This is a genomic window from Roseateles subflavus (assembly GCF_030285365.1).
Taxonomy (GTDB): domain Bacteria; phylum Pseudomonadota; class Gammaproteobacteria; order Burkholderiales; family Burkholderiaceae_C; genus Roseateles_B; species Roseateles_B subflavus.
In genome coordinates this window covers 164,509-179,135 of sequence record NZ_JASVDS010000002.1, presented here as the reverse complement: position 1 = coordinate 179,135, position 14,627 = coordinate 164,509, and the positions used below count along the sequence as shown (strand labels likewise).

The following is a 14,627-nucleotide window of genomic DNA, read 5'->3' as shown; positions in this document are numbered from 1 at the left end:
AGCCCGCGCCGGCCCGATCCCATCCAGGCCCAGGCCGTGCGCGCAGTGCTGGCAGATTATGCGACGCGGCCGCCGCCGCGCCCCCCACGCGCCTGCTCACCATCGGATGCAAATCGCCCTCGCGCGCCCACCCCGGCGGCGCGATACTGCCGCCCCGGCGTGCACCGGTCCACCAATGGCCGCCCTGATCCGTTGTGGACGGGCGCAACGGGACGTGAAGGGGCGGTGCACCGCCCGGCCCGCGCCTCAGCCCTGGAGATCTCATGAACCACAGAAGACACCTGCTGCAATCCGGCATCGCCACCGCCCTGCTGGGCAGTTTCGCCGGCCTCGCCCTGGCCGACCGCGACGACCGCGATGACGGCGACTACAAGATCCTGCAGGCCCGCTACGGCACCGGGGATCGCAATGTGGACGTCACGCCGCGCCTGCGCGAACTCGCCCGCGAGGACCGCCGCGTGCGCATCACCAACGACCTCTTCGGCGTGGACCCGGCCCCGGGCCACCGCAAGACGCTGCGCATCATCGCCCAGGGCCGCGACGGCCAGGTGCGCACCTTCGACTACGAGGAGTTCAGCCACATCGACGGCAACCAGTTCATCGGCTGGGGCCGGGGCAACTGGGGCCACGACAACTGGAACGGCGGCTGGAACGGCGGCAACGACCGCCGCGACCCCGAGGTGCCACGCCGCAACGACGACGGCGACTACCAGATCCTCCAGGCCCGCTACGGCACCGAGGGGCGCAACGTCGACGTGACGGACCGCCTCAAGGACCTGGCCCGCCGCGACGCGCGCGTGCGCATCACCAACGACCTCTTCGGCATCGACCCCGACCCGGGCCGCCGCAAGACGCTGCGCGTCTACGCCCGCGGCCGCGGCGGCGACGTCCGCACCTTCGAGTACGAGGAGTTCAGCCACATCGACGGCAACCAGTTCACCGGCTGGGGCGGCGGCAACTGGGGCGACCGCAACTGGCGCGGTGGCTGGCACGGCCGCGAGGAGCGCGGGCAGCTGCGCATCCTGCGCGCCACCTATGGCGCCAGCGGTCGCGACTGGGACGTCAGCGACCGCCTGCGCCGCCTCGTGCGGGACGGCCAGAGCCTTGAGGTCTACGTCGACAACAACCTCGGCGGCGGCGACCCCTACCCCGGCCAGCGCAAGATCCTCATCGTGACCTACAGCGTCGGCAACGGGAGTCCGCAGGAAGTGCGCGTCAGCGAACGCGAGACCCTGCGCCTGCCCTGATCCCCCGGGCCGGCCGCGTCCCGGCCGGCCCCGCGCGCTTCGTCGGGAGACGTGGCTGCGCAAGCGCCCCCCCGGGTGCACGCCTCGAGCGCTCACCCGTCCCACCCGGAGCGCGGCCCTGCTGACGCGCGCTTTCCCCGCGGCACCTTTTCACGACCCTGCCCGGGCACGCGGGGCAGCGCTTGACAACTGACCGCCGGTCATTTCAAATTCGCCCACCAAATGACCGCCGGTCATTTATTTCTCAGGAGCATGGAATGACCTCGAACCGCGATTGGACCGGCCAGTGGGCCCTCGTGACGGGCGCCTCCAGCGGCTTCGGCGTGGACTTCGCCACGCTGCTGGCCGAGCAGGGCGTGAACCTGGTGCTGGCGGCCCGCCGCACCGAGCCCATGGAGGCCCTGGCGGCTGAGCTGCGGTCGAGGCACGGCGTGCAGGTGCGCGTGGAGGGCATCGACCTGGCCCGCGCCGGTGCCGGCGTGGCGCTCAAGGCGCGCCTGGATGCGCAGGGCCTGGCCATCGACATCCTCATCAACAACGCCGGCTACGGCCTTTACGGCCCCCTGCTCAGCCAGCCGCTGGACCGCACGCTGGACATGCTCCAGCTGAACACGGCCAGCCTCACCGAGCTGACGCATGTCTTCGGCACCGCGATGGCCGCCCGCGGCCGCGGCCACATCCTGCTGGTGGCGAGCATCGGCGGCTACCAGGCCACGCCCACCTACGCGGCCTATGCGGCGAGCAAGGCCTACGTGCTGCTCTTCGGCGAAGCGCTCAATGCCGAGCTGGCGCCGCAGGGCGTGAAGGTGAGCGTGCTGTCGCCCGGCATCACGGCCACCAACTTCCTGGCCGTCTCCGGCCAGCGCCCCACGCTGTACCAGCGCCTGCTGATGATGAAGTCGCGCCCGGTGGCGGCCCTCGGGCTGCGCGCGCTGAAGGCCGGCACGCCCAGCGTGGTGCCGGGCCTCGGGAACAAGCTGACGGTCTGGAGCGCCCGGCTCGCACCGCGGCGCCTGCAGACCTGGATGGCGGCCCGGCTGATGGCCAACTGAGGCCTCGCCGGGGGGCGTCGCGGGTGCGGCGTCCCCGGGGCGGGCTACCATCGGGCCTCCCTGCCCCCGGCAGGCGGCCTGCGCCGCACCGGGGCCCTCGTCAACGCGACTCGCCGCCGCCCCCGTCGCCCTCCCGGGGCCACACCGCCCTCCTTCACCCATGCGCACGCTTCTCATCCTTGGCAGCACCGGACTGGTCGGGCAGCAGGCCCTGGCCCTCGCGCTGGCGGACGCCCGCGTGACACGGGTCGTCGCGCCCACCCGCCGGCCCCTGCCCGCGCACGAGCGCCTGCTCAACCCGCTCGTGGACTTCGAGCAGCTGCCGGCCCAGGCCCCCTGGTGGCACGCCGATGCCGTGCTCTGCGCCCTGGGCACCACGCGGCGCCAGGCGGGATCGCCCGAGGCCTTCCGGCGGGTGGATCATGACTATGTAGTGGCGGCCTGCCGCCTGGCCCGCGAGGCCGGCACGCCGACCTGCGCCCTGGTGTCCTCGCTGGGCGCCGACGCCGCGAGCCGGGGCCTCTACCTCCGCGTGAAGGGCGAGACGGAGCGCGACGTCGCGGCGCTCGGCTTCGACGCCCTGACCTGCCTGCGCCCCTCGCTGCTGGACGGCGGCCCGCGGTTGGACCGTCGACCCGGCGAGGCCGTGGCGCTGGCGCTCAGCCGCGCGGTCCTGCCCCTGCTGCCGCGCCGCTGGCGCCCCGTGCGCACCGAGCACGTCGCCCGCGCCCTGCTGGAGGCCGCCCTCGCCGCAGGGCCCGGCCGTCACGTGCTGCTGTCGGAGGCCCTCCAGCCATGAGCCGCAGCAAGATGCCTCCCCGCGTCACGCTGCCGCCGGTGCGCCTGCTGAAAAGCCGCGCCGTCGACGGGCAGGACAAGGCCGCCCGCCGTGCCGACATCCTCGCCGCCGCCCGTGCCCTCTTCATCGAGGACGGCCGCCAGCTGCCCTCCGCCGCGCAGATCGCGCAGGCGGCCGGCCTGGCCAAGGGCACGGTCTACCTCTACTTCAAGACCAAGGAAGAGATCTTCGTGGCCCTGCTGGCGGAGGACTTCGCCGGCCTGCTGCAGGCCGTGCGCGACGCCTTCCGCGAGGGCGATCCCGCGGACGCCCTGCCCCGCTTCGTGGACCGCTTCGCGGCCTATCTGGACGCGCGCCCCGAGCTGCTGCGGCTCGATGCCATGGCCTACAGCGTGCTCGAGCAGAACCTGGGCGACGAGCACCTGCGCCGCTTCAAGCTGGACCTCGTGCAAGGTCTCGTGGAGGCGGGCGGCGTCATCGAGGCCGCGCTGGGCCTGGGTGCCGGCCGTGGTGTGGCGCTGCTGCTGCGCAGCTATGCCCTCACCCGCGGCCTGTGGCAGACACTGGACTACCCGCCCCCGCTGCGCGCCCTGCTGGCCGAGCCCGTCTTCGCCCCCATCCGCCCACCGTTCCAGGCCGAGCTCAAGGCCGCACTGACCGAATACCTGCGCGGCGCGCTCGCGCCCTGATCTGACCGGCGGAGCGAGGGGTGCTCACCAAGCCCGCACCGGCTTGCCCAGGAAGCGGGCCAGGCGGGCGCCGAGGATGGAGGCATCGACGTCGTCCTGCGACCAGCCCAGGTGCACGTCCGCCAGGAAGCCCCGCACCTGCAGCGTAACGGACCAATGCTCGGGTCGATCGTCACTGTCGCGATGGTGGCGCACGATCACGCAACGGATGTCGTCGAAGGCAGCCTTGCGCCGCGTGCCGACGCGCACGCAGCGCTGGCGGGCGTCGAAGCAGAAGACGGCGGCGTTGCCCTGGATGACGAGCTGCCGCTCGTCCGCCTGCAGGATGGACAGGGGCACGGCGCTCGGCTGCGGCCACAGGGACTGGCCCAGCAAAGCCAGTTGCTGCGCCAGCCACTCAACCATGGGGGGGCTGCCGGTCGATCCGCGTCGGTGCCGGCTGGCGATGCAAGGCGTGCGTCATGGCGCGGCATCTTATCGCCGCGCCTTTTCACGCCGACCCGCTCCCTGGGGAGATCCCTGCCCGATGACCTCCGTCGCCGACCGGCCTGACGCCTAAACTGCGCGCTCTTTGCCCTTCGCCCCTCGCCCTTCCGGGCCACGGGCCCGCCCCATGACCGCAACGTCCAAACCCGCCACCGCCCCCGCCGCCCCTTCCGGTCCGCCACTCGGCCCCGCCTGGCGTCGCCGCGGGTACCGGGTCCTGGTCGTGCTGCTGGCGCTCGGGCTCGTCGCGGCGCTGCTGGTCTGGGCGATCCCGGCACCGCCCTCGCGCCTCACCCTCGCCACCGGCTTTCCCGGCGGGGCCTACGAGCACTTCGGGCAGCGCTACGCGCAGGCACTGGCGGCCTCCAAGGTGACGGTCACGTTGCGGCCGACGCAGGGCTCGCTGGAGAACCTGGCCCTGCTCTCGCGGGCCGATGCGCCCGTCCAGGCGGCCTTCGTGCAGGGGGGCGTGGGTGACGCCGCGGCCTACCCGGGCCTGGTGTCGCTCGGGCGCATCAACCGCCAGGTGCTGTGGATCTTCCAGCGCCCCGGGCTGACCCTGCAGCGCCTGCAGGACCTCGCCGGCCTGCGTCTGGCCCTGGGCCCGGCCGGGAGCGGCACGCGACTCGTCGCCGAGCGCCTGCTGGCCCTCTACGACCTCGACGGCCAGCGCACGCGCCTGCTGCCCCTCGCGGGCGACGAGGCCGCCCGCGCCCTGCTCGACGGGCGCGTGGACGTCGTCTTCATGGCCTTCGCCGCCGACGCCCCGGTCGTCCAGCGCCTGCTTCACCAGCCCGGCGTCACATTGATGAGCGTGCCGCAGGCCGAGGCCATCAGCCGGCGGCTGCCCTTCCTGGAACGCGTGACCCTGCCCCAGGGCGTCGTCGACCTCGGCGCCTCCCTGCCACCGCGGGACATCGAGCTGCTGTCCACGAGCAATGCGGTGCTCGTGCGCGAAGACCTCCACGCCGATCTGGTCCAGGAGCTCGTGGAGGTCCTGCGCCGCGAGCACGGCCAGCCCAGCTGGCTCGACCGCCCGGGCGACTTCCCCAAGGCCAGCGATCCGGAGTACCCCGTCTCGGGCGCCGCGCAGCGCTACTACCGCCAGGGCCCGAGCCTGCTGCAGCGGCTGCTGCCCTACTGGCTGACCGCCCATGCCGAGCGCCTGCTGACGCTGCTGGCCGCCGCCGCGGCGCTGCTGCCGCTCGTGAGCCAGGGCCCCCGCCTGTACCGCTGGTACCTGCGTGAACGCATGCGCGGGCTGTACAAGCGCCTGCGCGGCCTGGAGTCGCAGCTCGATGGCCTGCCGGGGCCCGTCACCCAGCACAGCGTGCGGGACGAGCTGGAGGCCCTGCACCGCGCCGTGCGGCAGCTGCAGGTGCCCATTCGCCACTCCGACCTGTTCTTCGAGCTGCTGCATGGCATCCAGCTCGTGCGCCGCCGGCTCGATGAGCTGGCCGTGATGACAGCGCGAGCCGGTTCGGGCGCCGGTGTCACGCCCGCCGACGCACGAGCGGTGGCCTGACCGGGCCCGCACGGCAGCGCTGAGAATCCGCCCATGACGCTGCGCCCACTCCCCCGTCCGGCCTCCCGTCCGGCCTCCCCGCCTGCCTCCCGCGTCGCCGCGCTCGTCGCTGCTGCATTGATGCTGGGCGCCGCCGCCGCGGTGCAGGCCGGGGAACAGCTCCGCTGCCCCCTCCCCGACGGCAGCGCCTTCGAGTTCGACGGCCGGCACGGGGGCGTTCAGCTGCACAAGCTGTTCATGTTCCACAGCACCACGCCGCCGGACGCGATCCGCTGGGCCTACCAGGTCACGTACCGGCACCATGACGGCCGCACCACCGTGCTGCCTTTCCGCGACGACTGGCCCCGTTGCGAGCGCTATGGCCGCGCGGGCGCCACGCTCTACGGCAGCACCGGCTATGGCCGGGTCGAGGGCCAGCGGCGCTGGTCGCAGCACTGGCTCGTCACCAGCGAGGACGACGGGCGCACGTTCTCCGACAACCTCCATCCCTACCGCGAGAGGCCCCGGTCGGCGAAGGTGGTCGACCCGCTCGTCGTACCCAGCGATGCGCGCTTCGGCCTGCAGGGCGGGCACTACGTCATGGAGTTTGGGGAGCCCAATGGCTACGAGCAGTTCCTCGTCTTGCGCTCCAGCGACCAGGGCCGGCACTGGGAAGCGCCCGAGACGGCGCCGGAACCGCTCCTGTTCGACGCCGCGCGGGTGGCCCGCGCCCGGGACACCCATGCCGTCGGCCGGTGGATCGATCTGGTCTACCGGGCGGGCCGGGAGGCCTGTGCACGACAGCGGGGGCCGAACTGCGAGCGCCCCACCGCACGGGCGGCCGACGCGCGCTGGGAGGCCTGTCGCGTGGCGCACCGATCACAGGACTGCCTGCGCCTGCTGAAGGCGCCCGAGGTGATCCTGGCGCCAGCCCCCGCGATCGCGCCAGCCGCGTCGGCCAGCGCCGCGCCGTCCGCTCCGGCGGCAGGCCTCTGAGGCGGCCCGGGGCCCGGCCAGCCGCTCGACATCCCCCCGACCGCCTTCGCGGGCCTCGCCTCATCGATGCGTCAACGGTGCCTCAGCCCCACCGCGGCTGGAGCACCGCCGTGGTAACAGTCGGTGACTTCAGCGGAATACCTCGCAATCTCCCGCCCTCTGAGAACGGGCCTCATGGAAAACCCGCGTCACCGTGTCGCGGTCACGCTAGGATGCGCGGCACATGCCAACAGCGCGGCCCCACGAGCGGCCCTGCGCGCCAGGCCTGCCCTGCGCACCCAGACCCTGCAGCCGCCGCCTCCACCCGAGCCGCGGCGCCACGACGGAGACACACCATGAAGCTTTCCCGCCCTCGGGCACCTGCCCTTGCCTCGGCCAGCGCTCGCCTGGGCGCCCTCTGCGGCGCCCTGTGCCTCGCGCTGGCGGGGACGCTGGCGCTGCCGGCCCATGCGGACATCGTGGTCGGGCAGACCATCGGCGTCACGGGCCCCGCGGCGGCCACGGTGAAGGAGGCGCTCGTGGGCGCCCGGCTGTGGATCGACCACGTCAATGCCCAGGGCGGCATCAAGGGCGAGAAGATCCAGCTGATCACGCTCGATGACGAGTTCGACGTCCAGAAGGCGGCGGCCAATGCCAAGGTGCTGATCGAGCAGAAGAAGGCGGCGGTGCTCTTCATGAACCGCGGCACGCCGCACACCGAGGCCATCCTGCCCCTGCTGCAGCAGCACGGCATCGCGCTGGTGGCGCCGTCCACCGGCGCCATGCTGCTGCACACCCCCGTGCAGCGCTATGTGTTCAATGTGCGCGCCCCCTACCAGCGCGAGGCCGAGAAGGCCATCGAGCACCTGCACACGATGGGCACCACGCGCATTGCCGTCGTGCATGTGGACGACTCCTTCGGCCGCGATGCGCTCGAGGGCGCGAACAAGGGCTTCGCCAAGGCGAAGCTGCAGCCGGCCGCCGTGCTCAAGGCCGACCGCGAGAAGCCGGCCTACGCCACGCTGGTGCCTGCCCTCATGAAGGCCGAGGCCCAGGCGGTGATGTGGATCGGTTCGAGCGTCGTCGTCGCGGAGGGCGTCAAGGCCCTGCGCGCCGCGGGCTCCAGCGCGCAGGTGATCACGCTCTCCAACAACGCGTCCGCCGGCTTCATCAAGCAGCTCGGGGAGTCCAGCCGTGGCGTCATCGTGACGCAGGTGTTCCCGGGCGAGCGGGCGGTGAAGTACCCGCTGGTGCAGGAGGCGCTCAAGCTCGGCAAGGCCAAGGGCCTGGAGGAACTCTCTCCCGCAGTGCTGGAGGGCTTTGCGGCGGCCAAGGTGCTGACCGAGGCCCTGCGCCAGGCCGCCCCCAACTTCACGCGCGACAAGATCGCCGCGGCGCTGGAGGGCCTGCGCAAGGTGGACGTCGGCGGCCTGGAGCTCAGCTACAGCCCCACGGACCACAGCGGCCTCGACTTCGCGGACCTCTCGATCATCAGCGTCGACGGGCGCTTCGTGCGCTGAGTCTGGCTCGATGGGCCGGCTCGATGGGCCGGCCGGCGAGCGTCAGGGGCCCGAGGAGCTCGCCGCTGCCGCGCCGTGCCGGCGCTTCCCGACCGGCACGACATGCCCGAAGGCGCCGAGCGTCGTCAGCCCCTGGCGATGCTCGGTGACAGAGCACACGACGAGATTCTGATAGCGCACCGGCGGTGCGGCACGCTCGTGTGCCGCGAACCTCGCGCTGACCGGATGGCCAGCCTCGACGGCCGCCCGCAAGGCTTCCCGGTGGTGCCCCTCATCCGGGTTCAGCAACCAGGCCGCGAGCACCAGCACGGCAGGCACACCTCCGTTCCAGACCGCCCGCACGCGCTGGGGCCAGGTCTTGCGCGGCAGACGCGACCGCGCCGCAGCCCGGCCCAGTCGGCAGGGCGACGGGGAGGTCGGATCGCTGGGGTCCATGCCGGTCGCTCGGTCAGTCAGTCTTCGGATTGCTTCATGGCGGCGAGGCCGCTGGCCGCATCGGATGACGCAGCGGGCAGCGTCGGCGCACGCTGGGAACGATTGTGACGACTCGCCCCCGGCCTCCCGCGCTTTTTCAAGGGACAGAGCCGGCGGCTTGCGACCGCCGGCTGCCGCTCCAGGCCCTGAGGCTCAGGGCTTGGGCAGGATGACGGTGTCCAGCACGTGGACGACGCCATTGCTGGCCAGCACATCGGTGCCGGTGATCCTGGCCTTGCGGCCGCGGCCGTCCGTGATGGTCAGCGTGCTGTCGACGGTGAAGGTCTGGCCCTGCACCGTGACGATCGCACTGCCGACCGGCACGTCCGCCTTCAGCACCCGTCCCGGCAGCACGTGATAGGTCAGCACCTGGGTCAGCAGTGCCTTGTCAGCCAGCAGCTGCTCCTTGCTCACCCCCAGTTCCGCCAGCAGCTTGGCGAAGGCGGCATTGGTGGGCGCGAAGACGGTGAAGGGGCCGTTGCCGTTGAGGGTGTCGACCAGCCCGGCCGCGACCACCGCCTCGACCAGGATGCTGAAGTCCGGCAGCGACTGCGCCGTGGCCACGAGGGTCTTGTTGGCCGGCAGCAGCACCTTGTCGATCACATGCACGACGCCGTTGGAGGCCATGACGTCCGTGGCGAGGATCCGGGCCTGCCGATTGCGGCCGTCCGTCACCACGAGGCCGCCGGTGGTGCTGTCGATCTTGAAGATGCCGCCCTGCAGCGGCGTGATGGCCTTGCCCACCGGCACGCTGACCTTGGGCACCTGGGCGCCGAGCACGTGGTACTGCAGCACCGCGCGCAGCAGCGTCTTGTCTGCCAGCAGCTGCTGCTTGGTGACGCCCAGCTCGGTCAGCAGCGAGGCAAAGGCATCGTTGGTCGGGGCGAAGACGGTGAAGGGCCCGGCGCCGGACAGCGTGCCGGCCAGATCGGCCGCCACCACCGCCTCCGCCAGGAGGCTGAACTGCGGGTCGCCCTGGGCGATCTCCACCACCGTGGGGTCCTTGTCGTCGCTGCCGCTGCCGCAGGCGCTCAGCAGGCCTGCCATGCACACCGTGGCTAGCCAGTGCCACCAAGAGGTTCTACGCATCATGGTCTCCTTGATCCTGAATGTCCGACGTGGATGAAAGTGCCGGTCGCCCGAGGCGCCGGGTTCCGCCCCGTCCCATCCGGCGGCGAAGCCCGCCGAATGAGGCAAAACTGAACAGGCCGCAATGTGAACTCATCAGTTCACATTGTCAACACGTCAGTTCTTACATGAACCAAACGTTTCATTTGCATACGGAATGGTCTTGCCTCCCGCCGGGTGCATAGAATCCGGCGCATGCAACGTCCACGATTTCGAGATCAGGTGCTCCAGGCCCGTGAGGAGGCCATCATGGCGTCCGTCAATCGTCTGCTGTCCGACAAAGGCTTCGAGGCCATGACGGTGGACGAGGTGGTGGCGGAGGTCGGCATCGCGAAGGCGAGCCTCTACAAGCACTTCACCTCGAAGGAGGAGCTGGCCGCGGCGGCCATGGTGCGCGTGCTGGACCGGGCCATCGAGGAAGCGCGGCGTCTGCAGGCGGAGCCGCTGGAGCCGCGGGCGCAGCTGGAAGCCCTCGTGCGCTGGACCTATGCCGAGCAGCTCGGCGGCCGCATGCCCGCCCTGCCCTCGCAGAACTCGAGCCTGAGGGCCGCCCTGCTCGTGGACGCGGCCTACATGGACCGGCTGAACACGCTGTCCGACCTGCTGGGGACGTGGATCGAAGCCGCACAGCAGCGGGGGCAGCTCGATGCCGGCCTGCCGTCGGAGCTGGTGCTCTACACGCTCTTCGCCCGCGCCTGCGACCCGGTGCTCGGCGTCATGCGAGCCACGGGCGCGTACACCGACGCGCAGATCGTTGACTGGCTGGTGCGGACCTGCCTGCGCGGACTGGGGGCTTGAGGCGGGGGCGCCCTCCCGGCGCCCGGCCATCGCCTCTCACGCATGGGCGCACGGGCGCCCCGCGCGCCTGGTACGTCACTGCAGTCGCGACGCGCAGCTGAGGCCGGCGCGCAGGCCGAGCTGCTCCAGCCCGGCGCGGTCACCGCGCAGGGCCATGCTCTTGAGCTGCTCGACATTGCTCAGCGACTGGTCCGCCACGCAGTCACAGAAGCTGCGGAACTTCGCCGGCTGCGAGGAGGCCAGGCGACGCAAGGTGGCATCCCCCCGGGTGTTCACGCTGTTGGTGCAGCTGGAGATGAGCGCCTGGCGAAGCTCCGACACCGACACATTGCCGGACTTGAAGGACGATTCCGAGAACGTCGGCATGGCCGATGCGGTCCAGCGCAGGTCGAGCTGGGCGCTCTTGGTGGTGTCCGGGCAGGGCTGGGACTGGTAGCCCGTCTTGCCGCTGGCATCGGTGCACTTGTAGACCTGGGCGCTGGCGCCGGACGACAGCACCGCCCCCGCGAGCAGCAGGGCGGCCTGAACGGCCAGGCCGGCCACACGCCGGGTCAGGGAGGAAGAGAGGGTGGGCAGCATAGGAACAGCAAAGACGCCCGGCCATGGCGTGGCCAGCCGCGTTTCATGAGGGCGGATTGTCACGCGGATCCTCCACTGATTCCCTGAGGCAAGTACCTACCCATGGGGGAGATCGGTGGCCGTATTCCACGACCGGCGACCCTGAAGCCCCTGCCAGACCGGCAGCGCGCGGGCCTGACGGGTCAGCCCTGCCGCCGGACGCTTGACACGGCCATCACCAACGTCCGCACATGCCAGGCGTTGTGCCCATGGAACACCTCGCCGGTGAGCGCCACCTGCCGGCCGACACGGCGGTCGAGCTGTCGGCGGATCGCGGCATCCATCGAGTAGACCTGGATCTCCCGAACCCCGTCGGCGGCCCCATTGACCGGATTGGCGGGATCGGCGCGGACGCGGACGGGCTCGCGCACCTTCACGAACCAGAAGCGCACACGCTGCCCATTGGGATGGCTGAACCACCCGCCCGACAGCGTGCCGTTCAAGGTCGTCGTGGCGGGTTCGTAGGCGATGAGCTGCTCCGCCCGCACGGCGCCCGGCAGCAAGGCCGCGATCAGAAGCGCCCCGCCCACCAGCCGACGCCAGACCCGCAGGAGCCAGGCCCCCCAGGCGGCCGGGCCGCCGGCGTTCGAGGGCATCAACGCCCCACCCGCGGCTCACGCAGCGCCACGGCATACGGGCCGAACACCACCCACTGCGCCTTGATGGACTCGCGGCCTTTGAAGGCGACGTAGACGCCGCTGGCCGGTCTCATGAGGCTCGTCGCGCCGAGGTCCAGGGGCTGGCGGGTGCCGAACTTCGCGGGGTCGGCGTGCACGACCACGCGGCTCGCTCCCACGGGAACGCGGTACTGGCGGCTGACGAGGAAGTCATCGGCGAGGCCGCCGTTCGCGGCCATGTAGCCGGTATCGCCGGCGGCGGCGACGGGCTGCCCGTTGCGGTCCAGAAAGGTGGCGGCAAGCGGCGCCACGGCGGCGGTATCGGCATCGCCCAGCAGGCCGGGGCCGATCAGGGCGGTGAGCTCCAGCACGCGCCCGGGTGCCTCGGCCGGCAGCTGGTAGGCCTCCGCGGCGCTGCGGCCCGCCGGGAGCGCCACGACGGCGCTGCTGGATGACAACGCCCCCTTCTGCTGGGTCGGGCCGAGCACCCGCTCAGCCGCCAGGGCCGGCAGGGCGGTACAGCAGCGGGGATCGGCCTGCAGCTGGCGGGCCTGGTCCGCCGGATTTGCGGCGCAGGCCGCCAGCCATTGAATGGCGCCGCACAGCAGAGCGGCACGGAACAGTCTCTTTCGCATGAAGTCCTCGGTGCTGGGGATCGTCACCGCCACGAGCCCCTCCTCAGAAGCTCTCTGTGGCGATGCGGGGTGCCGCGCGCCGCTACACGGCATTGGCAGGTTAGGGTTTGAAGGCTGCCCGATGATAGCGGCGCCGCCCTTGCTCCCTCCACCTGAGCCCGCTCACCGCCGGCCGAGGCCGGCTCGTGCCGCAAGCACGAGAGCAACGGGGCACACAAGCCCAAAAGGTATCGAGATATTTCCTTCCCACACATCGGCGCGGGCCGCCGTCGCTCATCAAGGGGACGCAGCGGCGTCTGCCCCGCAGGGCTGACCCAGGAAGCCCGCGCACGCACGGGATCCCGCCCCCACGAGTGTGGGGGGGCGACCCATGGACGCCTGCCGGACCGCTCCCTACAGTCCCCCCAGGCATCATTTCGGCCTCTCCCTGGGATCACCATGAAACACATTCTTTCCGCCCTCGCACTGGGTCTGCTCGCCGCAGGCGCTCAAGCCACGCCCATCGTGAACAGCTTCGGCCTCAGCGCGCCCGAGACCACGGTCACCTTCAGCGAGGTGTCCTTCTCCGCCGGCACGCTGATCACGAACCAGTTCGCTGGCTTCGGCGTGACCACCAGCGGCCACCACTACAACAGCCAGGGCAACTCGCCCTTCCCCGGCATCAGCGGCGACTACATCGGCGTTTCGACGACCGTCCCCTTCGTGCTGAGCTTCAGCAAGGTGGTCACGGCGGCTGCCTTCGGCTATGCCAAGAACCCGACCACCGTGCTGGTGGAAGCGCTGCTGGGCAACACCGTCGTGGAATCGTTCTCGCAGGCCGTGACCTACAACAACGCCAACACCGCCTTCCTGGGCTTCAGCGGCATTGCCTTCGACGCCATCCGCGTCACCGCCAATGTGGGTGAAGGCCTGGTGGACAACGTGCAGATCGGTACCGCCGGCCAGGCCGTGCCGGAACCCGCGGCCCTGAGCCTGCTGGCCGTGGCCCTGGCCGCCGCCGGTCTGGCACGCCGCAGCCGCAAGAGCGCCTGAGCGTTCGCCGCTGGCACGGAAGAAGAGCCCGCTGTTGCGGGCTTTTTTCATTGGGGGCCGCGCCAGGCCGACGCGGCGACAGAGACGACCTGCCTCTTGACGCAGGACCAGGCCCCGGCGGCACGGCGACCGTGAGGCGCCCGGCCGCATCGGAGCCTTGCAGGCGGCGCGTGGGACCGCAGCCCCCAGGCCGCGAGGATCACGGCCTCTGCTCACACGGCCCGGCTGGATGGAGACGCCATCCTCCCGGGTGACGTCGATGAGGGGGGCCGCACGCTAGCGGCTCTCGGCGGGACCGTGCCACCATGGGCCGAGCTGCCCCTCCCGCATGCCGTCAGCCCCGCCAGCGCCGGGTCCCGGCAACCGTGCCGGGCTAGCGTTCCCGTCAGTTGAAGACGGCGGCGCCGACCAGGGCAAACTCGACGGCGACCCCGATCAGGAACCAGACGAAGAACGAGCGGTCCCTGAACTTGGCCACCACACCGAAGACCAGGCCGAACATGAAGGTGCGGAGCATCTTCAGGCTGGCGCGGCGCCGGAGCTGCTGGCGGTGGGCGTCCTCGCTGCTGACCCCAGGTGCCGGGAGGTCCCCGGGCGGCAGGCCGTTCGCACCGGGCACCGCGTCCAGACGGCCCGGATTCGGCGGCGCAACGACCTGGCCGGGCGTGACGCCCCGAGGCGCGCTGACGGCCTCCGGATAGGTGAGCACGGTCTTCGGACACTCGCCCACCTGGAAGTAGGCTTCGCCGCGCTCGTTCACGCAGCGGTAGACCTCCGGCCCCTTGCCGCCCGACTGCGCCAACGCGGGGGCCGTGGCGATCCACAGCAGCAGCATCAGGGTGGCCAGCGCGACCAAGAAGGGGTGAGTGGAGCGGTTCATCGGGGCGTGGAATTGACGGGGCATGGGGGCGGACGGGCGCGACCGCGCATGAAGGCGGCCGGACTATAGCGCCCGCTCGTCCCGGCCTGTCGCGGCGGTGGCCCTCAGCCTCGGGGGCAAGGCGGGTGGGCGCGTCGGGTGGGGGATGCGCTCGCAGGTCGCAATGGGAGAGC

General features: G+C 71.7%; 16 protein-coding genes. 9 read left to right on the top strand and 7 right to left on the bottom strand.

The genetic code is table 11. The features are described from left to right. The first annotated feature begins 263 nt into the window (after positions 1-263). The 4 genes from QRD43_RS06570 (at position 264) to QRD43_RS06555 (ending at position 3,787) form a co-directional block, all read left to right on the top strand. On the top strand, positions 264-1,247 hold the full coding sequence (locus QRD43_RS06570; protein WP_285981696.1) for a hypothetical protein: 984 nt from the start codon (positions 264-266) through the stop codon (positions 1,245-1,247). 257 nt (positions 1,248-1,504) lie between these two features. After that, positions 1,505-2,299, top strand: coding sequence for an SDR family NAD(P)-dependent oxidoreductase (locus QRD43_RS06565; RefSeq protein ID WP_285981695.1), 795 nt, complete (start codon positions 1,505-1,507; stop codon positions 2,297-2,299). Positions 2,300-2,459: 160 nt separating this feature from the next. Beyond that, positions 2,460-3,098 carry a Rossmann-fold NAD(P)-binding domain-containing protein gene (locus QRD43_RS06560; protein WP_285981694.1) on the top strand — a complete coding sequence of 213 codons (639 nt, stop codon included), beginning with the start codon at positions 2,460-2,462 and terminating at the stop codon, positions 3,096-3,098. Continuing rightward, positions 3,095-3,787, top strand: coding sequence for a TetR/AcrR family transcriptional regulator (locus QRD43_RS06555; RefSeq protein WP_285981693.1), 693 nt, complete (start codon positions 3,095-3,097; stop codon positions 3,785-3,787). Before QRD43_RS06560 ends, QRD43_RS06555 begins: the two co-directional genes overlap by 4 nt. A gap of 24 nt (positions 3,788-3,811) precedes the next feature. Here QRD43_RS06555 and QRD43_RS06550 read toward each other — a convergent pair whose 3' ends face one another. Beyond that, positions 3,812-4,192 (bottom strand): hypothetical protein, encoded by a 381-nt coding sequence (locus QRD43_RS06550; protein ID WP_285981692.1) that lies wholly within the window; start codon positions 4,190-4,192, stop codon positions 3,812-3,814. Positions 4,193-4,400: 208 nt separating this feature from the next. On the opposite strand from QRD43_RS06550, the gene QRD43_RS06545 reads away from it, so the two are divergent. The 3 genes from QRD43_RS06545 (at position 4,401) to QRD43_RS06535 (ending at position 8,272) form a co-directional block, all read left to right on the top strand. Beyond that, positions 4,401-5,798: a TAXI family TRAP transporter solute-binding subunit gene (locus tag QRD43_RS06545; protein ID WP_285981691.1), complete on the top strand. Its 1,398-nt coding sequence runs from the start codon at positions 4,401-4,403 to the stop codon at positions 5,796-5,798. 33 nt (positions 5,799-5,831) lie between these two features. Beyond that, complete coding sequence (locus tag QRD43_RS06540) at positions 5,832-6,773, top strand: sialidase family protein (RefSeq protein WP_285981690.1); 942 nt, start codon at positions 5,832-5,834, stop codon at positions 6,771-6,773. A 335-nt stretch (positions 6,774-7,108) separates the two neighbouring features. After that, positions 7,109-8,272 carry an ABC transporter substrate-binding protein gene (locus QRD43_RS06535; protein WP_285981689.1) on the top strand — a complete coding sequence of 388 codons (1,164 nt, stop codon included), beginning with the start codon at positions 7,109-7,111 and terminating at the stop codon, positions 8,270-8,272. Between the two features lie 42 nt (positions 8,273-8,314). Here the strand turns inward: QRD43_RS06535 and QRD43_RS06530 are convergent, their stop codons facing one another. Both QRD43_RS06530 and QRD43_RS06525 read right to left on the bottom strand, forming a co-directional pair. Next, a complete protein-coding gene (locus QRD43_RS06530; RefSeq protein ID WP_285981688.1) occupies positions 8,315-8,707 on the bottom strand; it encodes a hypothetical protein in 393 nt (130 codons plus the stop codon). A 192-nt stretch (positions 8,708-8,899) separates the two neighbouring features. Then, positions 8,900-9,835 carry a fasciclin domain-containing protein gene (locus QRD43_RS06525; RefSeq protein ID WP_434063835.1) on the bottom strand — a complete coding sequence of 312 codons (936 nt, stop codon included), beginning with the start codon at positions 9,833-9,835 and terminating at the stop codon, positions 8,900-8,902. Between the two features lie 234 nt (positions 9,836-10,069). Here QRD43_RS06525 and QRD43_RS06520 point away from each other — a divergent pair, with 234 nt between their 5' ends. After that, entirely contained in the window at positions 10,070-10,672 is a 603-nt protein-coding gene (locus QRD43_RS06520; RefSeq protein ID WP_285981686.1) for a TetR/AcrR family transcriptional regulator, read from the top strand. A 75-nt stretch (positions 10,673-10,747) separates the two neighbouring features. On the opposite strand, the gene QRD43_RS06515 is transcribed toward QRD43_RS06520, so the two are convergent. From QRD43_RS06515 to QRD43_RS06505, 3 genes are all read right to left on the bottom strand, one after another. Continuing rightward, positions 10,748-11,251, bottom strand: a complete 504-nt coding sequence (locus QRD43_RS06515) for a DUF4124 domain-containing protein (RefSeq protein ID WP_285981685.1) — start codon at positions 11,249-11,251, stop codon at positions 10,748-10,750. Positions 11,252-11,433: 182 nt separating this feature from the next. After that, positions 11,434-11,886 carry a DUF4431 domain-containing protein gene (locus QRD43_RS06510; protein ID WP_285981684.1) on the bottom strand — a complete coding sequence of 151 codons (453 nt, stop codon included), beginning with the start codon at positions 11,884-11,886 and terminating at the stop codon, positions 11,434-11,436. Further along, positions 11,886-12,542 (bottom strand): hypothetical protein, encoded by a 657-nt coding sequence (locus QRD43_RS06505; protein ID WP_285981683.1) that lies wholly within the window; start codon positions 12,540-12,542, stop codon positions 11,886-11,888. Before QRD43_RS06505 ends, QRD43_RS06510 begins: the two co-directional genes overlap by 1 nt. Positions 12,543-12,980: 438 nt before the next feature. Between QRD43_RS06505 and QRD43_RS06500 the strand changes: the two genes are divergently transcribed. Next, positions 12,981-13,574 carry a PEP-CTERM sorting domain-containing protein gene (locus tag QRD43_RS06500; RefSeq protein ID WP_285981682.1) on the top strand — a complete coding sequence of 198 codons (594 nt, stop codon included), beginning with the start codon at positions 12,981-12,983 and terminating at the stop codon, positions 13,572-13,574. Positions 13,575-13,959: 385 nt separating this feature from the next. Here the strand turns inward: QRD43_RS06500 and QRD43_RS06495 are convergent, their stop codons facing one another. Beyond that, a complete protein-coding gene (locus tag QRD43_RS06495; protein WP_285981681.1) occupies positions 13,960-14,454 on the bottom strand; it encodes a hypothetical protein in 495 nt (164 codons plus the stop codon). Between the last annotated feature and the right edge of the window lie 173 nt (positions 14,455-14,627).